Raw genomic sequence first — 23824 nt, forward strand, 5'->3', positions numbered from 1 at the left:
TACGGCCCGGCTTCTCCCCAGGGGGAGGGCCGGGCCGCACTGTGGGCGCTGTGCCTTTCAGACCGAGGCCTGCTGCCTACCGGCGGAATTCACCGGTGGCGGCGTTCTCACTGGTGGTCGTTCGCCCCACCGTTGACGCCCTGCTCCGCGGCGTCCTCGCCACCGAGGTCGTCACCGCCGGCACCGGCCTGCTCGCCGCCGCCGACTTCCTCGGCACCCTGCTCCGCGGGCGGCGTGCTCGCCTCGCCACCGGCGCCTGCCTCGCCACCGGCACCGGCGTCGCCACCGGCTCCGGCCTCTTCACCGGCTCCGGCACCGGCACCAGCGCCACCGGCTCCGGCCTCTTCACCGGCTCCGGCGTCCTCGCCGGCACCGGCCTCGCCGCCGCCGGCCGCACCGCCGTCACCGAGGGTCGCGCCGACCGCCGCGAGGGCCGTGGTGACCGGCTGGAAGAAGGTCTCGCCACCGGCGGTGCAGTCGCCGCTGCCGCCGGAGGTCAGACCGATCGCGCTGCCGTCCTGGGTGAACAGCGGGCCGCCGCTGTCGCCCGGCTCGGCGCAGACGTTGGTCTGGATGAGACCGGTGACCGTGCCCTCCGGGTAGTTGACGGTCGCGTCGAGACCGGTGACCTGGCCGTCGTTGAGCCCGGTGGTGCTGCCCATGCGGATGACCTGCTGGCCCACCTCGGCCTCGGCGGCCTGTGTGATCTCCACGGTCTGGCCGTTGCCGGTGTTCACCACGCTGTTGGCCTGGGTCGCCGGGTCGTCGTACTTGACGAGGGCGAAGTCGCCCTCACCGGGGAAGACGGCCTGGTCGACGGTGGCGATCGGCTGGCCCTGCTCGGAGTCCGACCACTCGGCCGTCGCGACACCGCAGTGGCCGGCGGTGAGGAAGGCCGGGGAACCGTCGCCCGCGGTGACGTTGAAGCCCAGCGAGCAGCGGGCGCCGCCGCCGAAGATGGCGTCGCCGCCGTCGACGAACGTCTTGAACGTGCCGGCCGACTTCTTGACCGTCGCGACGCCCTCTCCGAGGCCTTCGACGGTCGAAGTCAGCTTGTTCCAGTTCGCACCCGTAACGGTGCTGTCCGCGGTGACCTGAACCTGGTTGGTCCGCGGGTCGAGGGCCCACGCGGTGCCCGGAATGGTCGCGTCGGCCTTCAGCGTCTGCGCCGCGGTCTTCAGCGAATCCCAGCTGTTGTCCACCTCGCGCGGAACGGCGCCGGCTTCCTCTACCTGCTGAATGATGTTGTTGTTGTCGCCGTCGACGACGTTAATGATGACCTGCTGCTTTTCGGCGTCGTAATAAGACCCGCCGAAAGCTTCGCCGAGAGCCTCGGCCAATTGTGAAGCGAGGTCCGACCCCTCATCCGCCGCGAGCGTCTTGGGCGCCGCGGCCTGCGGCTTGTCCTGCGAAGCCATGGCGTTGGGCAGCAATATCGCCGCGCCTCCGAGCGCCACAACACCAGCTGCCGCAATGACGGCCTTGGTCTTGGGGGTACGCCTGTGACTCACTTATGACCTCCTGGGGGGATGGGGGCCTTGCCACCGATCCGCTGCTGGCTAACTCTGGGCGCCTTGTTGCCTGTTGATACGGAGGTGGTCGGTGAGGTGTTCAACGTTCTTTGAAAAATGCTGGAACCCCGTTTGCAAAGGCACGGTTTACCTGGCAGACGGCGCGGTTCACGGCGAAGAGCGCGAATACCCGGAACTCGGACACCCTGTCATGGACAATGACCGGGTGACCCTGAACCTCGCAGAAGCGGACAAGATCCTCAACGACAACTTCGCCCCGTGGGTGCTCGATCTGGGGCTGTCCGTCGATCGGCTGGAGGACCGGCGCGCGGTACTCCGGCTGCCGTGGAGCGACCGGCTGGCACGCCAGGGCGGCGCGCTCTCCGGTCAGGCCCTGATGGCGGCGGCGGACACGGCGACGGTGATCGCGGTGTCGGCGGCACGCGGCGCCTTCGTGCCGATGACGACTGTGCAGCAGTCGACGACCTTTCAACGCCCGGTCGCGGACACCGACGTACTGGTCGACGCGACCATCACCAAGCTCGGCCGCAGGATGGCGTTCGCCGACATCACCATGACCGCCGAGGGCACCGAGGAGCCGGCGGCACGCGCGAGCACGGTGTACGCGCTGCTGGGCTGAGGAGGACCTGCCGGACCGTCAGGGGTGCCCGGCCGCTACGCGTGCCATCGCCCGGCAAGGAACGCCGGCCACGCCGGGCACCCGTGGGCACTCACGGGCTTCACCGGCATTCACCGGCACCCCCACGGAGTGCGCCTGCGCCGGTACCGGCACACACGACGACCCACCCAGGGCCACCGCTTGGCCCTCCGCCACCCTCCGGTGACACACGGTCCCCGCGACGACCCACCCAGGGCCACCGCTTGGCCCTCCGCCACCCTCCGGTGACACACGGTCCCCGGACATCACCGCAACCCACGCTCCAGCGAATCTGCACACCGACTACGCAGCCGAGTCACGCCCCACAGCGGATCTGCACACCCCTGGCGCCCTGCCGCCCGCCTCTCCACGGCATTGGGACCGGAGTGCCCGATTCCGGACCGCGGGGCGTGCGAAGCAGTCGGGACGAGAGCGCGCACGCTGTGAAGAAGTCGCCACCGAGCCGTGCCCACGCCTCCACGGATCCGTTCCCCCGAGCCGTCAAAAGCGCTGAACACAGCGCCAGTTGATTTCGGGGACGACGCGACGCCGTGCTTTGATCCATTGCACCGCGGCGGCACCCGGAGGTCCCCTCCACCCGGTGCCGGACACCCGCGTGCGCGGCCGACCATCTGTCCCCCAGAGGGGCCGCTCCCCCCTTGTGAAGCATCCATATGAAGGGAAGTTCCACCATGGACTCCACCCCCCAGGTTCAGACCGCTGAGATCGCCGACGCCGACCTCGACAACATCTCCGGCGGTCTCGTCGGCGAGGTTCTGGGCACCGTCACCGGCACGGTCGACTCCATCGCCCCGGTCTCCGGCGTCGTGAACGGCGTTGTCGGCACGGTCGAGGGTGCCACCGGCATCAACACCGGTGTCGCGACCGGCCTGGTCGCCGGCCTCTGAGCCACGTCCTGAAGCGGTGAGTCCCGGAGCCGGCCAGGTTCCGGGACTCACGTTTGCCCGAAGCCCATCGCAGCCCCCAGGTGAGGCAAAGACCCGTGCAGTTCCGCCAACAGGCCCTCGCCAAGCTGCAGTCGCCCGAGGAGCTCGACCTCCCGGTGCGCTTCGCCCGCCCCCAGGGCTGGCTGGCGCTCACGGTGACGGTTCTCGTCATGGCCGCTGCGGGTTTCTGGGCCGTGAGGGGTTCGGTGACGTCCACGGTGAGCGCGCCCGCCGTTCTCATGCACGGCCAGGGCAGTTATGTGCTGCAGAGCCCGGTCGCGGGCCAGGTCACCGGCGTACTCGCGGAACAGGGCCGCCGTGTCAGGGCGAACGCGCCCCTGCTCAAGGTCCGCACGGACGACGGTGACACGGTGGTGCGCACGGTCGCCGCGGGCCGGATCACCAGTCTCGTCGCCACGGTCGGCGCCATCATCTCGACCGGGTCCGACATCGCGGCCGTGGAGAAGATCGCCAAGCCGGGCGACCCGCTGCTGGCGGTGGTGTACGCACCGGCCGAGAACGCCGCGGCGATCCCCGACGACGCGGCCGTCGACCTCACCGTCCAGTCGGCGCCGGCCGAGGAGTACGGGGTGCTGCGCGGTCGGGTGAAGGCCGTGGGCCGGACCGCGCAGAGCAGGCAGCAGATCGGCGCCTTCCTCGGCGACAGCCAGCTCGGCGAGCAGTTCACCCGGAAGGGCCGTCCGGTGGCGGTGCTCGTACGCCTCGACCGCGACCCCGGCACCGAGTCCGGCTACCGGTGGTCCTCCAAGGACGGACCACCGTTCGCCATGACGTCCATGACCCTCGCCACCGGCTCGATCCGGCTGGCCGACCAGCGTCCGATCGATTGGCTGCTCCCGTGACCACCGCACCCCCCGAGCGGGGCAGACGCCGCGCCCCCAAACGCACCGCCGCCGGCCGCGGCCCCGTCCCGAAGAGCACGCACCGCACCGTCCGCACCCCGACCGTCCTGCAGATGGAAGCGGTCGAGTGCGGCGCCGCGTCCCTGGCCATGGTCCTCGGCCACTACGGGCGTCATGTGCCGCTGGAGGAACTGCGCATCGCCTGCGGTGTCTCACGCGACGGCTCCCGCGCCGGGAACCTGCTGAAGGCCGCCCGCAGTTACGGTCTCACGGCCAAGGGCATGCAGATGGACGTGGCCGCCCTCGCGGGGGTGAAGGCGCCGGCGATCCTGTTCTGGGAGTTCAACCACTACGTCGTCTACGACGGCATGGGGCGCCGTTTCGGACGGCGCGGTGTGTACGTCAACGACCCCGGTAAGGGCCGCCGTTTCGTGCCGATGGAGGACTTCGACACCAGCTTCACCGGGGTCGTGCTGGTGATGGAGCCCGGTGCGGACTTCCGCGGGGGCGGCCGGCGTCCCGGTGTCCTGGGGGCCATGCCGGCGCGGCTGCGCGGCACCCACGGCACCATGCCCGCGGCAGTGCTGACGAGCCTGCTGCTGGTGGCGGTGGGCGCGGCGGTGCCCGCGCTCAGCCGTACGTACATCGATGTGTTCCTGATCGGGGGACAGACCTCGCTGCTCGGCGTGCTGTTCGCGTCGATGGCCGCGTGCGTGCTGCTCACGGTGGTGCTGACCTGGTTGCAGCAGGCGAATCTGCTGCGTGGCCGGCTCATCTCCTCGACGCTGAGCAGCGCCCGTTTCCTGCGGCATCTGCTGCGGCTGCCGGTCACGTTCTTCGCCCAGCGCAGTCCGGCGGACCTCGTCGGGCGGCTGCGTTCCAACGACGCGGTGGCCGAGACCCTGGCGCGCGACCTGGCGGCGGCCGGGGTGGACGCGGTCGTGGTTGTGCTCTACGCCGTGCTCCTCTACACCTACGACCCGCAGCTCACGGCCGTGGGCATCGCGGTGGCGCTGCTGAACGTGGTGGCGATGCGGGTGGTGGTACGGCTGCGCGCGACCCGCACCGCGAAGCTGCGCGCGGACACCGCCCGGCTCACGACCACCTCTTACACCGGGCTGCAGTTGATCGAGACGATGAAGGCGACCGGCGGCGAGGACGGCTACTTCCGCAGGTGGGCCGGACAGCACGCCACCACTCTGGAGGAACAGCAGCGGCTCGGCGTGCCCAGCGCCTGGCTCGGCATCGTGGCTCCGACGCTCGCGATGCTCAACAGCGCGCTCATCCTCTGGATCGGCGGGCTGCGGGCGGTCGAGGGACACATCTCCGTCGGTCTCCTGGTCGCCTTCCAGGCGCTGGTGACCCGCTTCACAGCGCCGATCACCCGGCTGAACGGCGTCACCGGCCGTATCCAGGACTTCGCTGCCGATGTGGCCCGGCTGAAGGACGTGGAGAACTTCCGGACGGACCCGCTGTACGACCGTCCCGAGGCGGGCAGCACCCGCCGGCTGCAGGGCCATGTCGAGCTGGCCAACATCACCTTCGGCTACAGCCCGCTCGACAAGCCACTGCTCACCGGCTTCTCGCTGACGGTTGGCCCCGGGCAGCAGATCGCGCTCGTCGGCGGGTCGGGCAGCGGCAAGTCGACCGTCTCACGCCTGATCTCGGGCCTCTACCGGCCGTGGGAGGGCACGATCCGCATCGACGGGCAGCGCCTGGAGGACATCCCGCGGGGCGCTCTGGCGGCCTCGGTGTCCTTCGTGGACCAGGACGTCTTCCTCTTCGAGGGGACCGTGCGGGACAACGTGGCGCTGTGGGATCCGTCGATCCCCGACGACGCGGTGGTCGCGGCCCTGCGCGACGCGGCCCTGTACGATCTCGTGATGCGCCGCCCCGGCGGTATCCACTCCCCCGTCGCACAGGACGGGCGGAACTTCTCCGGCGGTCAGCGTCAACGCCTGGAGATAGCCCGGGCGTTGGTGCGCAGGCCGAGCATCCTGGTGCTGGACGAGGTGACCAGTGCCCTGGACGCGGAGACCGAGCAGCGGGTCATCGACAATCTGCGCCGCCGGGGCTGTGCCTGTGTGGTGATCGCGCACCGGCTGAGCACCGTGCGCGACAGCGACGAGATCGTGGTGCTGCGGCAGGGCACGGTCGTGGAACGCGGACGGCACCCCGAACTGCTCGCGGCCGGCGGTGCCTACGCCGAGCTCGTCAGGGAGCGATGAGTTGACGACGGTGTACGAGGGCGACCTCGTCCTGAACGCGCTCGGCGGCCTCGGTGCCCCGGCCGACTGTTCCGGCTTCGGCCGGCTCGACCTGGCGGGGCCGCAGGTGCTGTGGCTGGTCGCGGAGGGATCGCTGGACCTGTTCGCGGTGGACGCGGACGCGGAGGGCCACTGGCACCATCTGGGCCGGCTCGAGGCGGGGGCGCTGCTGCTCGGCCCGGTCCACGGCCCGCGGCACACGCTCGTCGGCCGCCCCTCGCGCGAGTGCGTGATGCGGCGGATCGCGCTGCGCGAGCTGTACCAGGGTGCCTCCACCGCCACCTGGTCCTACGACGCGTACGGCAATCCCCAGTACGTACCTCCCGCGTCGAGTCCGCTGGAGTACGCCCTCGCGCTCGGTGTCGGCCGCGGTCTGGCCGTCCTCGTCGAGGCGCCGCTGGCCGGGGAGCCGGGTGCGGCGCCCACCGGCCGTGACACGTCGGACGAGAACGTGTTCTGGATGCAGGTGCCGCCGGGAAGCGTGCAGTACGGCGCGGACTACGGCGAGCTGCACGTCGACCCGGCGGTGTGGCAGGGCATGGTCGACCAGCAGTACCGGCTGCTGACGGCGCTCGACCGGTGGATCGAGCAGGTGGAGCGCGACCATGAGGACCGTGCCGCGGAGGGCATCCGGGCGGGCGAGGCGGTCCGCGCGGATGCCGACCGGACGCTGCTTGCGTCCATCGACCGGCGTTCCCCGCGGGTCGGCGCGGCGGACGCGGACGCCACGTACGCCGCCTGCCGGCTGGTCGCCCGGGCGGCCGGGATCACCCTCGCCGGTCCTCCCCCCAGTTCCCGGCTCCGCTCGAGCGCGGAGGAGCCGCAGGCGAGCGCCCCGCCGGGCGAACGGCTCGATCCGGTTGAGCAGATCGCCCTCGCCTCGCGGCTGCGTACCCGTGCGGTGCGGCTCGACGGCCGCTGGTGGCGCGAGAACGCGGGCCCGCTGGTGGGCCGGCGGGTCGCGTCGGGTGACCCGGTGGCGTTGCTGTGGCGGCGCGGCGGGTATGCGGCGGTGAACCCCTCGTCCGGGCGGGAGACCCCGGTGGAGAAGGCGAACGCGGCGGAGTTCGATCCGCGCGGGGTGATGTTCTACCGTCCGCTCCCGGAACGGCCCCTGGGCCCGCTGGGGCTCATCCGGTTCACCTTGCGGGGCACCGGCGGGGACCTGCGCAACCTCACGGTCAGCAGCCTGGTCACGGTCGGCCTCGGCGCGCTGGTGCCGATCGCCACCGGACAGGTGCTCGGTGAGTTCGTGCCGAAGGCACAGAGCGGTCTGATCGCCCAGGTGTGTCTGGCGATCATGATCGGCAGTGTGGTGTCGGCGGTGTTCACGCTGATGCAGAACCTGACGGTCCTGCGCATGGAGGGCCGTATCGAGGCGACCCTCCAACCCGCCGTCTGGGACCGGCTGTTGCGGCTGCCGACCCGGTTCTTCACGGAGCGCTCCACGGGTGAACTGGCCAGTGCCGCGATGGGCGTCAGCGCGATCCGACGGCTGCTGGCGGGGGTCGGCCCGGTGGTCGTCCAGTCCGGCACGGTCGGCGCGATGAACCTGGTACTGCTGCTGTGGTTCAGTGTGCCGATGGCGCTGGCCGCGATCGGGATGCTGGTGGTGATCGCGGCGCTGTTCCTGGCCCTCGGGCTGTGGCAGGTGCGCGGGCAGAGGCAACTGGTCACGCTGAGCAACAAGCTCGACAACCAGGCGTTCCAGACCCTGCGGGGGCTGCCGAAACTGCGGGTGGCGGCGGCCGAGAACTACGCGTACGCCGCCTGGGCCCGCGAGTTCGCCCGCAGCCGGGAACTCCAGCAGCGGGTCGGGCGGATCAAGAACCTCACCACCGTGCTCGGCGCGGTCTACCTGCCGCTCTGCTCCCTGCTGATGTTCATGCTGCTGGCGGGCCCGGCGCGGGGCTCGATGTCGGCCGCCGAGTTCCTGACCTTCAACACCTCGGTGACCCTTCTGCTGACGTCGGTCACCCAGCTCACCGGCGCCTTCGTGTCGGCGGTGGCCGCGCTGCCGCTGTTCGAGGAGATTGAGCCGATTCTCCGGGCGACACCGGAGGTGCGCACGGCGAGCACGCGTCCGGGTGTCCTGTCCGGCGCCATCGAGGCGCGGAAACTGTCGTTCCGGTACACCGACGACGGTCCGCTGGTCCTCGACGACGTGTCCTTCGCGGTCCGGCCCGGGGAGTTCGTCGCGATCGTCGGCCCCAGCGGCTGCGGCAAGTCCACGTTGCTGCGCCTGCTGATCGGCTTCGACCGGCCGGTCTCCGGGAGCGTGCTCTACGACGGCCAGGACCTCGCCGCACTCGACCAGTCGGCGGTGCGACGGCAGTGCGGGGTCGTGCTCCAGCATGCCCAGCCGTTCACCGGCTCCATCCTGGACGTCATCCGCGGCGCCGAACCGTACACGCCGGAGGAGGCCATGGCCGCGGCCGAACTGGCCGGTCTCGCAGAGGACATCGAGCGGATGCCGATGGGTCTGCACACCATCGTCTCGGGCGGCGGAGCGATCTCCGGGGGGCAGCGCCAGCGCCTGATGATCGCCCAGGCGCTGATCCGCCGCCCCCGCATCCTCTTCTTCGACGAGGCCACCAGCGCCCTCGACAACGAGACGCAGCGCAAGGTGATCGAGAGCACCCGGTCGCTCGACGCGACCCGGATCGTCATCGCGCACCGCCTCTCCACCGTGCTGGACGCGGACCGCGTGATCGTGATGGAGGACGGCCGGATCGCCGAACAGGGCCCGCCCGCCCACCTGCTGGCCAGCACCGGCGGACGGCTCCACGAGCTGGTGCGGCGGCAGTTGGCGTGAGAGGCAGGGCAGGACGGATGCGCGCGATCGGGCTCTTCCCGCCCGGTCTTGTCAGCGCGAGTTCTCCGTCAGCAGCCGCTCCAGCTCGTCGATCACCTTCTCCAGGGCGGGCATCCGCCGGGTGCGGTCCGTGACGATGGTGCGGCCGTCATGGGTGATCCGGTACTCGAACAGGTCCCGGGCGTTGGGGTCGATCATGCGGGTGGGCAGGCTGCCGAGATCGGCCTCCGTCAAATCTGTGCGCAGAGCGGCCAGTTCGGCGGGGGCGAGTCGCTCGGTGCGGCCCGGACCGCTGCGGGTGGAGACGGTGTACGTGCCGTCGGTGCGCAGCAGCAGGCGGTCCTGGCGGCCGATGAAGCCGCCGGTGATCCGGAAGTCGACCAGAAGGGGCGCCGGTTGCGGCCGGCTGGTCGTCGGTTCCGGTGAAGTGGAAGGTGCGGGTGTCGTGGAGGGGGATGGCGGAGCGGAGGAGGGTGACAGAGGGGAGGACTCCGGTGGCTTCGTCCGCGGCGTGGCAGGAGCGGAGTCCGGCGTCCGTGTCGCTTCCCCGGCCGGCCCGGGGTCGTCCGCGCAGCCGACCATCAGCAGCGTCACGGCCGCCGTGGCCACCGCTCCGGTGAAGCGCCGCATCCGCGTTCCTCTCCTCAACTACTGAATCGAGTCAACAACATCCGTCAATTTCATTAACGGCAGTTCACCCGTATGAGTGAACTAGATCTTGCCAACGGCGTGTCGTGGATGGCACAGGCCGCTCCCGGGTAGCTACCGAGATCCAAAGCGTCCTCTCAGCCTAGGTAGCCGACATGCCGCCGGAGCCACAGGGCCGTGCTGTTGGAACGTCCGACACCACGGCTGAACACGCCGAGTATCCCCTGGCGAATCCTTACGCCCGCACCTATACGAGCCACGGGTTCACCGTGGTCGAGGTCCACGGCGAGATCGACATGTCGACGGCCGGCGAGCTGGCCGCGCACCTCGACGCCGCCACGGCGGTACCGGAACCCTGCGTACTGGTCGATCTGCGGCAGATCACCTTCTTCGACTGTTCGGGACTGCGGGTGCTGTGCCGGGCCGAGAGCCGGGCGAAGGAGCAGGGGGGCAGTCTGCGGCTGGTTTCCGACCGGCCCGCGATGCGCAGGCTGCTGCGCGCCGCGGGTCTGCTCACCCGGTTTCCGCCGTTACCCGAACTGCCTCTTCCCGGCCGTCCGGAAAGCGGATCCGCACCTCCCGCTCCGTGACGGACAGCGCGGCCGCCTCCCGCAGCGCCGCCGCATCGCAAAGCTCCGGCTCGGCACTGAGCACCACCAGGGTGACGAGCAGCCCCGAGTGGTCCGGTTGCAGGAGATACGGCGTGGCCGAGTGCCGGCCGTACGCGTTTGCGTCCCGCGCCCGCACCACACCTGCTCCGTCCCAGCCGTGCAGTCCGACGATCGCGCTCGTCAGCCCGTCGGCCCTGCGCACCGCCGCCCAGCCGGGACCCGTCACCGCCTCGGGGTCCGCCACCTCGTCGGCGAGGGACCAGCCCCCTTCCCGCACGGTGCCCGAACCCTCGACCCGGTGCACGCGCACCTCCCACGGACCGTGCACCACACTCGTCGTCTCGATGCGGTGCCCGTCGGCCAGGTGCCAGGACGCGGCCCGGTTGCCGTGCGCGCCGAGCGGATGGATGCGTCCGCGCGGCGAGGCCGACCTCCGGGCGTCGAGGAGCGCGATGTGGTTGTCGACGCCGGCCGTGGGCCCGGCCTCGGAGGTGTCCGGGGCGGCGGCGCTGGCGTAGGCGAACTTCGCGTAGTGCGGGCTGTCGTCGACCGTGCGGGTACCTCCCTGTTCGAACGGAGTCGATGGCTCGGGGGACGGCCGGGGCGGCAGCCGGTCGCTGCCGTGGTTGACCAGTCGTACGATCCCGTCCGCGGCAGTGGAGTGGAGCAGCCAGCCCGGGGCGGGCAGGGCGAGTCGGGCGTCGGCCGTCTCCACAGGGGCCGGAGTGACTTGCCCGGCCGGGCAGCCGGTACTGCGCGAGCTTCGGGGACGCATAGGGGGCGATGCCGTCCAGGAGCCGGTCGGCCATGGACTCCCAGTGGTGCCGGGTCCAGCCGGTGATGGGTGACAGGGCGGGGTCGGGTGCGGGATCGAGGTGCGTCGGGTCGTCGGTGGGCGACACATACGGCGCGGTCATACGGGGGTTGGTCCTCCGTCGGTCGGGGGTGGCGGAAACGCTCAGCCGGGGGGCGGCTGGACGCTCTGGCGCACGACGATGTTTGTGCCGAGCAAGTGGTGGGCGGCGGCGGTGTGTTCGGGGTCGCGCAGGGCGATGCGCACGGCGGCGCGGCCGAGTTCCTCGGCGGGGGTGTGCACGGTGGTCAGCGGCGGATTGAAGTCCTCCGCCAGCGGAATGTCGTTGTAGCCGACGACGGAGATGTCGTCGGGGACACGCAGTCCCGCGTCGTTGATGGCGCGGATGGCACCGGCGGCGACCATGTCGTCACCGGCGAAGACCGCGGTGAACTCCCGGGTGTCCTTCAGGAGTTCCGTCATGGCGCGATGTCCGGCGCCCCGGCCGAGGCCGCAGTCGACGACGTGTGCGGCCCCGGGGGGCAGGCCGTGGGCGGCGAGTGCGGCACGGTAACCGGCGACGCGCGCGTCGAGGGCCGTGTTGCCGGGCAGTCCGCCGAGGAAGACGATCCTGCGGTGGCCGGCCGACAGCAGATGACCGGTCATGGCGCGGGCGCCGGCCTCGTTGTCGAACTCCACGACCAGGGCCGGGATGTCGGGGTCGGGTGCGGGGCGGCCGCACAGCACGAGCCGGGCGCCGGACGCGTCGAGGGCCTGCGCGTAGTGCGTCACGCGCTCGCGGTAGGCGTCGTCCTCGACGACTCCGCCGACCAGGATCACCAGCCGGGCGCCCTCCTCCCGCATCAGCTGCACGAACTCCAGCTCGCGCGCCGGGTCGCCGCCGGTGGTGCCGACCAGACAGAGCCAGCCGCGGGCCGCCGCCTCCGCCTCGACTCCCTCGGCGACCTGTGCGTAGAACGGGCTGGTGACCTGGCGCAGTACGACGGCGACCATCTTGCGGCCGCCGCCGACCAGGGCGCGTGCGTGAGCGTTGGCGACGTAGTCGAGTTCGCGGGCTGCGCGCAGCACCCTCGCCCGGGTGGCGGGCGGGACGGGGTGGTTGCCGCTGAGCACGCGTGAGACGGTGGCCATGGACACCCCCGCCCGCTCGGCGACCTCGCGGATCGTGACCCGCCCCTTCGACGTCATGTCGCTTCCCATCCCCCGTGTCTCCCTCCGGCCGTCCGTCGCCGCACGCGGCGGCGTGTCAGCTGTTGGCGGCGTAGTCCTCGGCGAATTCCTCGGCCATTCTGTCGCCGCCGCGCTCCCGCCACTTCCTCGCCGCCGCGTCGAGTTCGGAGAGCGGGGCGCGTCCGGCGATGACACTGGTGGCGGTGTCGTCCATCAGGGCCTTGAGGGTGGTGCCCTGGGCGGTGTAGGTGCGGGACTGCAGGCCGAAGCGGGCGTTGCGGATGGCGCGCGGAACGGTCTTCTGCTGCCAGGCGTGCAGGGCGCGTACGGCCTCCGGCCTGCCGGGTACGAACAGCACCTGGGGGGCTTCGGCGAGATACTTCAGCGGCAGGTTGGTGTTGTTCTCGACCTTGCCCAGTTCGTTGGGTTCGGGGGATCCGTCCTTGGCGCGAGTGAAGTGGGTGCCCTCGACCCCGTAGTGGACGAGTTCCCACTCCTTGGAACCGAACGGCGCGGCGAGGTAGTCGAGGATGCGCAGCAGCAGTTCGATGCGTTCCTTCTTCGCCTTCTTCAGGATGGTGTAGCCGAAGGATCGGCGGGCCCCGACGATGCCGCCGGGCTCCCCGCCCACGCGAGCACTACGCGTTGCGCCCGGGCGACGGCGCGGAGGTGTACGACTCCGGCTACCGGGAGGTCGGGAACTGGAGCGTTACCGAATAGCGGGTGGGACGGCCGAGCGCAGTCCGGCCCCGCTGTTGCGTTCTGGACGGCCGAGGGCCGGCAGGGCGGCCCCACATCCGCTCCTGCCGGCCCTCCAAGGGATCCGCGGCCTTACGCGGCGGGCCCTGGCACTCCCCAGTTGCGAGCCCACTTCTCCTGCTCACGACAGGCCGCGCGATCCCGGCTCTCAGAACGCGAAGACGCTTCTGCCCGCGGCGTTCTTCACGCAGTCGTTGGCGAAGGTGCGCTCGAAGGTGACGCGCTTGCCCTGCCAGACCCCGGCGGCTGTCACGACCACCGGGCGGTACTCCTTGGTGCAGAACGCGCCCTCGCCTCTGTTTCTGTCCACCAGGAGGCCGAAGTCCCCGTGGAAGGCGCGCAGTTCGGCGCAGGCCGCGGCGGGGTCCGGATGGGTTCCGGAGGCGGTAGGCGCGCAGCTGAGTGTGACCGCGCGCTCCGGGGCGGCCTCGGCGGCGTCGGGGCCGTGGCCCACGGTGAGCACCAGGGCCGAGGGGGCGTAGAGCCCCGCGGAGGCCGCGGGCGTGGCGGGCATGGTAGTAGCGGCGGCCATGGTGGTCGGGGTGGTCGTGGCGGTCCCGATGGCCGCGGTGGTCGTGGCGAAGGCGGCGCCGCTCAGCGGGCCGCAGACGGCAGCGGCAGTCAGGGTGATGGCCGCTGTCCAGCGCGCGGGGTTCGGCATTGTGTGCATCCTTCCGCTCGGTCGTATGCCGCCCGGCTCGGTCGGTGCCGGTTCGGCGAGCGCGAGTCTGCCGAGTCCGCATCGGAAACTCACATCGGCACCACCGCTTTCAGTAACTTTCAGTATTGAATCAGTGGCGCGAAGTCACGGAATCGGACCGATCGAGCCCCACAAGCGCCCCACAACTGAGCGGCGGACGATCGCCTTGGGCGACCGGCTGGCCGGATCCGCACGCCTCGGCAATCGGCCTGAAACATTCCGGATCAGACCCCGGGGAAGGGCTTTCGCTCTCAGGTGAAGCCGGCAGCAGCCCCTTGTGCGGCAGCTGCAAGCGAGTAAGTCTGATTACATGATTACGGCAGAGCAGCGGGAGAAGCTGCGCGGCTGGTTCACCGGCCGCATCCCCGACGACCTCTTCGAGTCCCTCGTCGAGGTCACGGTCGACCGTGAGGAGATCACGGTCATCGGGCGCGTCCCCGCACCCCGCCTCGCCGACGACGTCTCGGACGCCGAGCGCGCGGCGGCCGTGCAGGGCCGTGTCCAGGAGTTCCGCGAGCGCACCCGCGACGACCGGATCGCGGTGGCGAGCGAGGCTGAGCACCGGTTCCGCAAGAAGGTGTCCTGGGGCGTGGAGTGCGCCGGCGAGCGGGTGCTGTTCACGCACATCGCCGTACCCGTGATGACCCGGCTGCGGCAGCCCGAGCGCCAGGTGCTGGACACGCTCATCGCGGCGGGGGTGGCCCGGAGCCGCAGCGACGCGCTGGCTTGGTGCGTGCGGCTGGTGCAGAAGCACACGGACGACTGGCTCACCGAACTGCGCGACTCGCTGGAGCAGGTGCAGCGGGTACGGGCGCAGGGACCGGACGCCGAACCGCACGACGCCCCGCCGAAGGAGGCCGAGGAGTCGGAGGAATCGGCGGAATCGACGGAATCGAAGAAGTCGGAGAAGTCGGAGGAGGAGTGACTCAGGGCTGTCGGGAAGGCGGGCCGGTGACCGTGCCGCGGGCGTGAGGCGGCAGTCGGTCACCGCCCCGGCCGCCCGGACCGAGGACCTCGGCGCGGGCCGGCCGGTCGGCGCCCGGAAAGACGCGACGCTCCAGCGCCGCGGTTCGCGCTCGCGGGCCCGTTGTCGTCGAGCCGGGCAGGCCCGGTGTCGTCGAGCCGGGCAGGCCCGGTGTCGTCGAGCCGGGCAGGCCCGGTTTTCGTCGAGCCGGGCGGGGACCGCGCTCACGGCGTCCGTGCGGTCCTCACCGAGGTTCACACCGTGGGGCCCCACACCGTGCATACGGACCTAGCATCGTGCTGACCAACCGAACTGACGGGCGCGCCCTTCGCTTTCGCCGACACGGGCGCGGTGTCCAGGACGAGGGGCGGACGCTTAGATGACGCGGCACTGGGCGGACTTCCAGTACGAGATCTACCTCCAGGGCATGTCGGGGGCCGTCCCGCGGCTGCCCACGGATCTGACCCGGCTGGAGGAGCTGATCGAGCGGCGGCTCGGCCCGGGACCGGCCGGCTATGTGGCAGGCAGCGCGGGCACCGGCAGTACCGCCCGCGCCAATCGGGCCGCTCTGGAGCGCCGCCGGATCCTCCCACGCATGCTGCGCGACGTACACGAGCGGGATCTGTCCGTTGAGGTGCTGGGACGTTCGCTGCCGGCGCCGCTCGCACTGGCGCCCGTCGGGGTCCTGTCGATCATGCACCCGGACGCGGAGTCGGCCGTGGCGCGGGCGGCCGCCGCGCAGGGCGTCCCGTTCGTCCTCTCCTCCGCCTCCAGCACGCCGATGGAGCAGGTGGCGGAGGCGAGCGGGGACGGCGAGCGCTGGTTCCAGCTGTACTGGCCGAAGGACCGGGAGGTCGCCCTGAGCTTTCTCGCACGGGCCAAGGCAGCCGGGTTCACGGCGCTGTTCGTCACGCTCGACACCCCGCTGCTCGCCTGGCGCCCGCGCGACCTCGACCAGGCGTACCTGCCGTTCCTGCACGGTGTGGGCACCGCCAACTACTTCTCCGACCCGGCGTTCCAGGCGGGTCTGGCCAAGCCGGTGCACGAGGACCCGAACGCGGCGGTACTCCACTTCGTCGGAATGTTCGCCGACCCCGGGAAGACCTGGTCCGACCTCGCCTTCCTCAGGGAGAACTGGGACGGCCCGATCGTCCTGAAGGGCGTCCTGCACCCGGACGACGCCCGGCGCGCCGCCGACGCGGGCATGGACGGAGTAGTGGTCTCCAACCACGGCGGCCGCCAGGTGGCGGGGTCGGTGGCGGCGGCCGACGCGCTGCCCCGGGTCGTCGAGGCGGCCGGCGACCGGCTCACCGTCCTCTTCGACAGCGGGATCCGCACCGGCGACGACGTCTTCAAGGCCCTCGCGCTGGGCGCGCGGACCGTGCTGCTGGGACGGCCGTATGTGTACGGGCTCGGCCTGGACGGTCAGGCGGGCGTGGAGCACGTGATCCGTTGCGTGCTCGCGGAGTTCGACCTCACTCTGGCCCTGTCGGGCCACGCCACACCGACCGCCCTCGGCATGGATGACCTCGTGGAGGACGCCTGCTGAGCGGCACGGGGGAACCCCGCGCCGCACCCGCCTTAGGTTGCCGACGCGGCGGAGCCCGCGGACAGGGACTGGGGCTCCGTGGTGGCGGCGACGACGTCGGTCACCCAGTGCTGCTCCGTGGAGCCGTCGCGCGGTTTCACGACGACGTCCGCGTTCACCTCGGGGGTGACCGGTGTGAGGGCGAGCTTCGCCTGCCAGCGGGGGATCAGCTCGCCCCTGGCGGTGAGGTCGTAGCGCACGTCGTCCGCGTTCTTCGCGGCCTCTGACCCGCACCGGACGAGGACGGCGATCCCGTCGACCTGGTTCGAGTCCAGGCACAGATCGGGTTCGGCGTCGCTGCGCAACCGGCCGTCGTCCTCGTAGGACCACTGCTGGGTCTCGGTGTCCGTGCAGACGGACATCTTCGCCGCCGCGCCCGTGGTCGCCTTGCCGCCGCGGATGTCCAGGCACAGGTCGGCGGCGACATTGCGCAGTTTCGTGTGCGCGTCCGCCGTGGGCAGACCCGCCGAGGTGGGGGGAGCCCCGTCGGAACCGGTGCCGGGTACGGAGGCTCTGCCGCTGGCCGACGCCGAGGCGATGGGGCCACCATCGCCGTCGTCCGACCACATCTCGACGGCGAGGAAGGTGGCGAGCAGTGCGACGGAGGCCACTCCGATGCCGGTGATCAGCACCTTGGTGGGGACTGGGTGCACGGATTCGGTGGTGCCGCGGCCGCGGAGGGCGCCGGGTCCGGGTATGCGGGACAGCAGGCGGTGGCTTCCTCCGCGGGCCGCGCGCCTGCCGCCGCCCCTGCGGGACGCGTGCCGCCGGGGTCGGCCGCCCTGGGACTCGCGGCCGGGGCGTGAATCGAAGTAACGGCGGGCGCCCCAGCCCAGAACCGCCTCGGCGAGCAGGACGCCCAGTCCGCGTCCGCCGTCGAAGTGTCCGAGCTGATCGGCGGCGTGGCGGCAGAACCGGCAGGCCAGCAGGTGCTGCTCCACATCCGGCAGCAGGGGGCCGCCCCGGCGGATCGGCACGTCGAGCAGCCGGTTGAGGTAGCGGCATTCCTTCGTGGGGGCGAGTTCCCGGTGGGCTCGCACACATCCGTCGCGGAATACGTCGCGGGCCTGCTCGAGGGAGGCCGACGCCCGGCCCACCTCCACACCGAGCAGACCGGCTGGTACGGATATCGGTTCGCCCTCGACCTCGGTGTGCCAGAGCACGCACTGGGCCAGGGAGGGCATGGCCTGGAATGAGCGAAAGGCGAGTTGTCGATTTTCCGGAGTCATCGACTTCGCGATGCTCAGTCCGCGGGCTCCGGCCGGTTTCCGCAAGTCCGGCAGGAGGCGCGATATGTGCTCGTCGGTGGACCACGCCCGCACGGTGTCCCGGACCGTCACGAGCAACTGCGGCCGCAGGGCGGCGGTGAACTCGAAGCGGCGGTCCAGCACCTGCTGGAAGGCGGCCGAGGTGACCATGGCGGCGGCGCTCGCCGACGAGGCCAGGCAGATGACCGCGTAGTCGTGGACCGGCGCCCAGTGTCGAGCGAGCAGCACCGCGCGGGGGTGCCCGGTCCCGCCGCCCGGCTGCTCCCTCAGCCGTGCGGCCAGGTCCTCGTCGGATTCCCCGGGCGCCAGCCCCGTGTGTGGGGGGTAGGGGGGACGCGGGGGGTGGGGGGTGTGCACAGAAGTGATTCCTTCCGAGGCGGCACAGGAAGTTCTGGTTGCGGTAAATGCGGCGGCCGATTGGTGCGTACCTTTGACATGCACAGGGAAAGGCCGGCAGCGGAAATCGCGCGAAAGCCGCCGACCTAGACCTTTTGGGTCGGTCGGCGGGCACGGAATAAGCGAACGGCGAAACAAGCCCGCCCCAACCTTGTGCAGGGAAGTTCACCCTGGCACAACCGCCTCAATGGCAACAAGGCAGTTGGGCAAACATCCATTCTTGAAAGAAAGTCAAGACGCGAATGGGAGCGCTCCCAAGCTCGTACTCCTTTTCGACGGAGGAGTTCTTCGGAGCGGTTCTTCGAAGCGGGGTTCATTTTCAGAGCGCGATCGCGGCCCGCCCCACCGAGCCACGCCCCGGCCGGGCCGACCGTGTGCGCGCCGCGAGCCCCGTGTGAAAGAAGCGCACAGGGTGGTGACGTGCGCACGGTCCCGGGAACGGAGCCGACCCAGGTAGGAGTGGGGGTGGCCCTTCTCACCGGCCCCGCACGGAAAGGCGGCTCTTCCGTGCGCGACGGGCCGCCGACCCCGATCCTCCGCCCTCGGTCGGCGGCCCCGGCCCTCCCCTGCGGGCCGGGTCAGATCTGCCAGGACCGAAGCCGGTCCGCCGCTTCGTAGACGTCCGTCTTGCCCGAGATCAGATCGCGGGCCAGATCGACGAGCGCGCCGTAGGGCGGATCGATCCCGACGCCGCTGACGAACATGTAGGCCACCGCCGTCGAGCAGGCGAAACGGGCGTTCGCGGCCGGGAGCGGCTTCAGCAGCGCCAGCGTGTGCAGCAGCGCGGCCGCGCGCCAGGCCGGGTCGGAGTCCACGCCCAGCCGCGGCGGGTCGACACGGTGCCGGGCGACGGCGGCGACGAGGGCGGAGAAGTCGTTGACCGTGGGCTGGTCGGGCAGCACCTCTTCATGACGCTGCAGCAACCAGGGCACGTCGATGTGGATGACGGGGGGTGCCATCGCTCAGGCGACCCGCCCCTCGGCCGGTTCGTCTTCGGGGAACGCGGCGGCGAACTCGTCCGCGTGATCGGCGAAGAACTGACGGAACACCTCGGCGCCCTCCTGAAGGGCGCGGTGGCGCACGATGTCGGCGGCGGCCGCCTCCCGCACCAGGGCCTTCATCGACGTCCCCCGCTCCTTGGCTATCTGCCGCAGATCCTCGAGTTCACGCTCACTGAACTCCACATTCAGAGCTGGCATGCCCTTCACGGTACCGCTCGGGTACTTACTCGTAAATACTCCCTGCTCAGAGCGGTGTCCTGGCGGTACCTCGGAGTAGCGAGCGCCATGTCCGAATCCCGCCGGACGCGGGCGCCGAAGGGCGGCAGACTCGTAGTCGTCGAGACGCGAAAGGCAAGACGCAACAGACTCGGCGAAGGGAGCGGGACCATGAGCGGAGCACGCGGGGCCATCAGCGGAGCGAGCGGATCAGGGACGGTCTGGGCGACGACCGACAGCCCGGTGGGCGAGCTGCTGCTGGTCGGCACGGAGAGGGCGGACGGGATCGCCCTGACCTCGCTCTCCATGCCGGGGCAGCGGAACGCGCCGGCGGTGCGGGGGGCGTGGCGGCGCGACGAGGCGGCCTTCGGAGAGGTCCGGCGGCAGCTGTCCGCGTACTTCACGGACCAAGGCACGGAATTCCAGCTGAAGTTCGGGAAAAGCGGCAGCGAATTCCAGCGGCGGGTCTGGGCCGCGCTGGAGGAGATTCCGTACGGCACCACGACCACGTACGGGGAACTCGCCGAGCGGCTCGGCATTCCGCGGTCGGGGATCCGTGCCGTGGGCACGGCGGTCGGCGCCAACCCGCTGCTGCTGGTGCGCCCCTGTCATCGGGTGGTCGGCGCTGACGGCGCGATGTGCGGCTATGCCGGGGGCGTGGACCGCAAGGTGTGGCTGCTGACGCACGAGGGAGCACTCCAGCCGACACTCGTCTGAGGACCGACTCCCCCGCGCTGCACCACCGGGTGACAATGGTCGTTCCCGGCCGGAACACTCAATCAACGGGGGCCTCATGAGTCTCACGGACGCGTATCTCGACGCCGCTGCCCACGCGGTGGACCTCCTGGGCACACCGGAGGTCGCCGCCGCCTGGGGGAAGCCCAGCGCTCTCGCGGAAATGAGCGTCGCGGGCCTGGCCGGGCATCTGGCGTACCAGATCTTCAGCGTCCGTCCCACGGTGGAGGAACCCGTTTCCGGGCAGGATCCGATCCCGCTGCTGGAGCACTACACGCGGGCGGTCTGGATCGACGCCCCGCTCGACAGCGAGGTCAACTCCGGTATCCGCGCCAAGGGTGAGGACATCGCCGCGGAGGGAGCTCGCGCCCTGCACGGGCGCGCCGCCGCGGCGGTGGCCGAACTACGGGGTGTTCTCGCGGAGTTGCCGGGAGACCGGGTGCTGTTCATCGCGCGGACGGGGTGGTCGCTGACCCTCGACGACTTCCTCGTCACACGGATGATGGAGCTGGCCGTGCACTCCGACGACCTGGCCGTCAGTGTGGGGGTCGCCGCGCCGGAACTGCCGGACGCGGCCTTCGACCCCGTACTCACCCTGCTGGCCCGGCTCGCCGCCCGGCGGCACGGCCAGGCGGCGCTGCTGCGGGCCCTGACGCGGGCGGAGCGGGCCCCGGCCGCGATCAACGCGATGTGAGCCGGGCCTCCCCCGCTCCACTCCCTTGGGCCGTGGTCCCGGATCTCTTGGGGCGCGGTCCCGGAACCCTGGGGCGTCGTCTCGCCCGGGTCACCGGGCCGGCACCTCGAGACGGCTGATGCGTTGGGCGCCGTTCGCCTCGCCCGGGTGGGCGCTGGTCATCGTGATCCGGAGGCGGGATCCCCGTACGGGCGCGAAAGTGATCACCGTCAGGGCGTCGGACGTGGTGGCCCAGTCGATCCGGGTGTCCCGTGCGGGCACGTACCGTCGGCCGTTCCAGACCGAGACCGCGACCGACGCGGGCAGCGTGTGGGTCGCGTCCACGGTGAACGAGACCTCCACCCGTTCGAAGGTTCTGGCGCGTCCGAAGTCGACCGACACCCAGTCCTTCGCCCGGGCCCCGTTGAAGGCGGGCAGCAGGGCGGTGGCCTGTTTGCTGAAGGCATTGGACCAGCCGGTGGCCGGGTCGCCGTCGAGCATCGCGGCGGGCAGGGTGTCCGGACGGCCGGAGTAACTGGCGTCCGCGTACGGAAGGTTCGGGGGCTCCGGCAGGTCGGGTTCGAAGCGTGCCGGCTCAGTGGTCGCGGCCGACCGGGCGGATGTGGTGCGCACGGTGACGGCGGCCGTCCGCAGACCCCGGGCGCGGGCGGTCACCTTCAGCGCGCCCGGCTTGGTCCCGGACCGTACGATGGCGAGTGCCTTGCCGTTGAAGGCGGTTCGGGTACTGGCCTGGTACCGCTCGGCGCTCTCCTCGCGTCCGTTGTCGAGTCCGGCGAGGGAGCCGCCGGTGACGTCGAACGTGATCAGGTCCTCCGCGTCCGGTACGACGACACCGCGCGCGTCGACCACCTCCGCCGTCACGAAGCACAACGAACGACCGTCGGCGGTAAGGGACTTGCGGTCCGGTGTGAGCCGTATCGAGTGGGGCGCCCCGGCCGTGCGCAGGACGTCCATGGCGACGGTACGGCCGCCGCGCCGGGCCACCGCCTTCAACTCCCCCGGCCGGTACGGGACTTTCCAGGTCAGATGGAGCTTTCCGGTGCTGCCGTCGGGGCTGGTGTAACTGCCGGACGGGAACGTCTTGTCGTCGCCCGTGGGCTCGGTGGTCTCCAGGTAGGTGCGCCCGTCGATGGTCTTCTTGGTGTCGAACTTCCGTGTGCCGAGCGACTTTCCGTTGAGGAACAGTTCGACCGTGTCGACGTTGGAGTACGCCCACACCTCGACCGTGTCGCCCTCCTCGTGGTTCCAGGTCATGGGCAGCAGATGGACCATGGGCTCGCTGGTCCACTGACTCCGGAAGAGGTAGTACATGTCCTTGGGGAAGCCGGCTGTGTCGACCGCCCCGAAGAAGGAGGTCTTCACCGGGAAGACGTTGTACGGGGTGGGCTCTCCGATGTAGTCGATGCCGGACCACAGGAACTGCCCCGTGAACCATTTACGGTCGCGGTCCTTTTTGTGCCCGTACTCGCCGCTCGTCGTCCACGAGGCGAGGTTGTTGTCGTACGAGGACGTCGCGCGCCTGCCCGGGGTGTGGTTCTCACCCGTGTTGAGGCGCTCGGGCTCCTGGTAGACGCCGCGTGTGGAGGTCTCGGAGGAGGACTCCGACTCGAAGATGAAGAGGTTGGGGTACGCGGCGTGCAGGGCGTCCGTCGAGCGGGCGGTGTTGTAGTTGAGGCCGAGCCCGTCGAGTTTGGCCAGCATGAGGTCGGAGGGTGACCCGGGGGCGGGGACGCCCCGGTACTTGTTCGAGCCGATGACGAGCGGGCGGGTGTCGTCGGAAGCCTTGATCGCGTCGATGATGCGGTCGGCCATGGCGAGCCCGGCCGCGCTGGTTGAGTCGGGTATCTCGTTGCCGATGGACCACATGATGACGGCGGGCGAGTTGCGGGCCGCGAGCACCATCTCGGTGGCGTCCCGCTCGCACCACTCGTCGAAGAACCGGCCGTAGTCGTACCTCGTCTTGCCGGTCCGCCAGCAGTCGAAGGCCTCGACCAGCATCACGATCCCCAGTTCCTCGCAGACCCGGATGACCTCCGGCGCGGGCGGGTTGTGCGAGGTCCGCAGGGCGTTGACGCCCATCGACTTCATGATGTCCAGCTGGCGGCGCACGGCGTCGATGTCGACCGCGGCGCCGAGCGCCCCAAGGTCGTGGTGGAGGTCGACACCGCGGAGCTTGGCGTGCTCGCCGTTGAGGAAGAAGCCGTCCTCCGGGTCGAGGGTGAAGTGGCGGATGCCGAAGGGGGTGCGGTAGACGTCGACGAGCTCGCCGGCCAGCCGGACCTCGGTCTGCAGCACATACAGGTATGGATCCTCGAAGCCCCACAACCTCGGCTTCTGGACGGTCAGTTCATGGGTGACGGTGCCGGGTGCCGCGGCGGCGGACGTCGTGCGGGCCACTCTGCGGCCGTCGGCGTCGACGACCGAGGAGGTGACCTGTACGTGCCTCGTCAGACCGGAGGTGTCGTCGACGGTGGTGAGCGCGCGCACGACGGCGTGGCCCCGGCGCAGGTTCGCGGCGAGGTCGGGTGTCGTCACATACGTGCCCCAGCGCCGTACGTGCACGGGTTCGGTGATGACGAGCCGGGCCTCGCGGTAGATGCCGCTGCCCGAGTACCAGCGGCTGCTGGGCAGCTGGTTGTGGACCTTCACCGCGAGGACGTTCTCGGTCCTGCCGTCGGTGTGCACGAGATCGGTGAGGTCGAACGCGAAGCCCGTGTAGCCGTAGGGGTGGCTGCCCGCGAGCGTGCCGTTGCAGTAGACGTACGAGTCCATGTAGACGCCGTCGAACTCGACGGAGATCCGTCTGCCCTTCAGCGACTTCGGGAGGGTGAAGGCGACGCGGTACCAGCCGAGGCCGCCGGGGAAGAACCCGGTACCGCTGGTCGTGCCGTGCTGGGTGGTGGGGGCGAGTTCGATGCTCCAGTCGTGCGGGACGGCGACCCGGCGCCAGCCCGAGTCGTCGTAGCCGGGTTCGGCGGCGTCGGCGTACTCGCCCGTGGGGTCGGTCACACCTCCGGGATTGACGAGTGCGAACCGCCAGCCGTCGCGGAGTTGGACGGTGCGTTCCGGGAAGGCTCGCGAACCAACAGCTGCCGGATGTGCCGAACTGGCGCTTGCCGCCACGGCGACCGGCACCGCGGTGCCCGCCAGCAGTACCGACCTACGCTTGACCGTCATGGCGATCCCCTTCGTCAGGGTG

At 70.9% G+C, this 23824-nt stretch carries 20 protein-coding genes; 10 read left to right on the forward strand and 10 right to left on the reverse strand.

Going from position 1 to position 23824, the window contains the following annotated elements; genetic code table 11:
- Positions 1-107: 107 nt before the first annotated feature.
- On the reverse strand, positions 108-1511 hold the full coding sequence (locus EF387_RS01360; protein WP_202918108.1) for a S1 family peptidase: 1404 nt from the start codon (positions 1509-1511) through the stop codon (positions 108-110).
- Between the two features lie 226 nt (positions 1512-1737).
- On the opposite strand from EF387_RS01360, the gene EF387_RS01365 reads away from it, so the two are divergent.
- From EF387_RS01365 to EF387_RS01385, 5 genes are all read left to right on the forward strand, one after another.
- Complete coding sequence (locus EF387_RS01365) at positions 1738-2151, forward strand: PaaI family thioesterase (RefSeq protein ID WP_128374579.1); 414 nt, start codon at positions 1738-1740, stop codon at positions 2149-2151.
- 710 nt (positions 2152-2861) lie between these two features.
- Positions 2862-3077, forward strand: a complete 216-nt coding sequence (locus EF387_RS01370) for a type A2 lantipeptide (protein WP_128374580.1) — start codon at positions 2862-2864, stop codon at positions 3075-3077.
- A gap of 95 nt (positions 3078-3172) precedes the next feature.
- Positions 3173-3979 carry a biotin/lipoyl-containing protein gene (locus tag EF387_RS01375; RefSeq protein ID WP_128374581.1) on the forward strand — a complete coding sequence of 269 codons (807 nt, stop codon included), beginning with the start codon at positions 3173-3175 and terminating at the stop codon, positions 3977-3979.
- Positions 3976-6207, forward strand: coding sequence for an NHLP family bacteriocin export ABC transporter peptidase/permease/ATPase subunit (locus EF387_RS01380; RefSeq protein ID WP_128374582.1), 2232 nt, complete (start codon positions 3976-3978; stop codon positions 6205-6207). The genes EF387_RS01375 and EF387_RS01380 overlap by 4 nt, the downstream gene beginning before the upstream one ends.
- Position 6208: 1 nt before the next feature.
- On the forward strand, positions 6209-9061 hold the full coding sequence (locus EF387_RS01385; protein ID WP_128374583.1) for an NHLP bacteriocin export ABC transporter permease/ATPase subunit: 2853 nt from the start codon (positions 6209-6211) through the stop codon (positions 9059-9061).
- 51 nt (positions 9062-9112) lie between these two features.
- Here EF387_RS01385 and EF387_RS01390 read toward each other — a convergent pair whose 3' ends face one another.
- Complete coding sequence (locus tag EF387_RS01390; RefSeq protein WP_128374584.1) at positions 9113-9691, reverse strand: hypothetical protein; 579 nt, start codon at positions 9689-9691, stop codon at positions 9113-9115.
- Positions 9692-9864: 173 nt separating this feature from the next.
- On the opposite strand from EF387_RS01390, the gene EF387_RS01395 reads away from it, so the two are divergent.
- A complete protein-coding gene (locus EF387_RS01395; RefSeq protein WP_128374585.1) occupies positions 9865-10299 on the forward strand; it encodes an STAS domain-containing protein in 435 nt (144 codons plus the stop codon).
- Here the strand turns inward: EF387_RS01395 and EF387_RS01400 are convergent.
- The 4 genes from EF387_RS01400 to EF387_RS01415 form a co-directional block, all read right to left on the reverse strand.
- Positions 10223-11035, reverse strand: a complete 813-nt coding sequence (locus EF387_RS01400; protein ID WP_202918109.1) for a hypothetical protein — start codon at positions 11033-11035, stop codon at positions 10223-10225. The genes EF387_RS01395 and EF387_RS01400 overlap by 77 nt on opposite strands.
- Before the next feature lie 243 nt (positions 11036-11278).
- Positions 11279-12322 (reverse strand): LacI family DNA-binding transcriptional regulator, encoded by a 1044-nt coding sequence (locus EF387_RS01405; RefSeq protein ID WP_128374729.1) that lies wholly within the window; start codon positions 12320-12322, stop codon positions 11279-11281.
- A 58-nt stretch (positions 12323-12380) separates the two neighbouring features.
- A complete protein-coding gene (locus EF387_RS01410; protein ID WP_238431275.1) occupies positions 12381-12935 on the reverse strand; it encodes a type 2 periplasmic-binding domain-containing protein in 555 nt (184 codons plus the stop codon).
- Positions 12936-13211: 276 nt separating this feature from the next.
- The gene (locus EF387_RS01415) at positions 13212-13724 is read right to left on the reverse strand and encodes a subtilase-type protease inhibitor (protein WP_128374586.1); all 513 of its coding nucleotides are present in this window, start codon (positions 13722-13724) and stop codon (positions 13212-13214) included.
- A 349-nt stretch (positions 13725-14073) separates the two neighbouring features.
- Here EF387_RS01415 and EF387_RS01420 point away from each other — a divergent pair, with 349 nt between their 5' ends.
- Positions 14074-14688, forward strand: coding sequence for a hypothetical protein (locus EF387_RS01420; protein WP_128374587.1), 615 nt, complete (start codon positions 14074-14076; stop codon positions 14686-14688).
- A gap of 418 nt (positions 14689-15106) precedes the next feature.
- The gene (locus EF387_RS01430) at positions 15107-16276 is read left to right on the forward strand and encodes a lactate 2-monooxygenase (protein ID WP_128374588.1); all 1170 of its coding nucleotides are present in this window, start codon (positions 15107-15109) and stop codon (positions 16274-16276) included.
- A 32-nt stretch (positions 16277-16308) separates the two neighbouring features.
- Here the strand turns inward: EF387_RS01430 and EF387_RS01435 are convergent, their stop codons facing one another.
- The 3 genes from EF387_RS01435 to EF387_RS01445 form a co-directional block, all read right to left on the reverse strand.
- Positions 16309-17940: an RICIN domain-containing protein gene (locus EF387_RS01435; protein WP_128374589.1), complete on the reverse strand. Its 1632-nt coding sequence runs from the start codon at positions 17938-17940 to the stop codon at positions 16309-16311.
- A 617-nt stretch (positions 17941-18557) separates the two neighbouring features.
- Entirely contained in the window at positions 18558-18938 is a 381-nt protein-coding gene (locus EF387_RS01440; protein WP_128374590.1) for a toxin Doc, read from the reverse strand.
- A 3-nt stretch (positions 18939-18941) separates the two neighbouring features.
- Positions 18942-19178: a hypothetical protein gene (locus tag EF387_RS01445; protein WP_128374591.1), complete on the reverse strand. Its 237-nt coding sequence runs from the start codon at positions 19176-19178 to the stop codon at positions 18942-18944.
- A 189-nt stretch (positions 19179-19367) separates the two neighbouring features.
- Here EF387_RS01445 and EF387_RS01450 point away from each other — a divergent pair, with 189 nt between their 5' ends.
- Complete coding sequence (locus EF387_RS01450) at positions 19368-19913, forward strand: methylated-DNA--[protein]-cysteine S-methyltransferase (RefSeq protein ID WP_128374592.1); 546 nt, start codon at positions 19368-19370, stop codon at positions 19911-19913.
- Positions 19914-19989: 76 nt separating this feature from the next.
- Positions 19990-20625: a maleylpyruvate isomerase N-terminal domain-containing protein gene (locus EF387_RS01455; RefSeq protein ID WP_128374593.1), complete on the forward strand. Its 636-nt coding sequence runs from the start codon at positions 19990-19992 to the stop codon at positions 20623-20625.
- A 90-nt stretch (positions 20626-20715) separates the two neighbouring features.
- Here the strand turns inward: EF387_RS01455 and EF387_RS01460 are convergent, their stop codons facing one another.
- Positions 20716-23802 (reverse strand): glycoside hydrolase family 2 TIM barrel-domain containing protein, encoded by a 3087-nt coding sequence (locus EF387_RS01460; RefSeq protein ID WP_128374594.1) that lies wholly within the window; start codon positions 23800-23802, stop codon positions 20716-20718.
- Positions 23803-23824 lie beyond the last annotated feature (22 nt).

Origin of the sequence: Streptomyces cavernae (assembly GCF_004023625.1) — a bacterium.
Taxonomy (GTDB): Bacteria; Actinomycetota; Actinomycetes; order Streptomycetales; family Streptomycetaceae; genus Streptomyces; species Streptomyces cavernae.

Coding starts and splice junctions, on each gene's coding strand:
- EF387_RS01370 (WP_128374580.1), top strand. CDS start 2,862: ATGGACTCCACCCCCCAGGTTCAGACCGCTGAGATCGCCGACGCCGAC.
- EF387_RS01390 (WP_128374584.1), bottom strand. CDS start 9,691: ATGCGGCGCTTCACCGGAGCGGTGGCCACGGCGGCCGTGACGCTGCTG.
- EF387_RS01395 (WP_128374585.1), top strand. CDS start 9,865: ATGCCGCCGGAGCCACAGGGCCGTGCTGTTGGAACGTCCGACACCACG.
- EF387_RS01405 (WP_128374729.1), bottom strand. CDS start 12,322: ATGACGTCGAAGGGGCGGGTCACGATCCGCGAGGTCGCCGAGCGGGCG.
- EF387_RS01415 (WP_128374586.1), bottom strand. CDS start 13,724: ATGCCGAACCCCGCGCGCTGGACAGCGGCCATCACCCTGACTGCCGCT.
- EF387_RS01420 (WP_128374587.1), top strand. CDS start 14,074: ATGATTACGGCAGAGCAGCGGGAGAAGCTGCGCGGCTGGTTCACCGGC.
- EF387_RS01430 (WP_128374588.1), top strand. CDS start 15,107: ATGACGCGGCACTGGGCGGACTTCCAGTACGAGATCTACCTCCAGGGC.
- EF387_RS01440 (WP_128374590.1), bottom strand. CDS start 18,938: ATGGCACCCCCCGTCATCCACATCGACGTGCCCTGGTTGCTGCAGCGT.
- EF387_RS01445 (WP_128374591.1), bottom strand. CDS start 19,178: ATGCCAGCTCTGAATGTGGAGTTCAGTGAGCGTGAACTCGAGGATCTG.
- EF387_RS01450 (WP_128374592.1), top strand. CDS start 19,368: ATGAGCGGAGCACGCGGGGCCATCAGCGGAGCGAGCGGATCAGGGACG.
- EF387_RS01455 (WP_128374593.1), top strand. CDS start 19,990: ATGAGTCTCACGGACGCGTATCTCGACGCCGCTGCCCACGCGGTGGAC.
- EF387_RS01460 (WP_128374594.1), bottom strand. CDS start 23,802: ATGACGGTCAAGCGTAGGTCGGTACTGCTGGCGGGCACCGCGGTGCCG.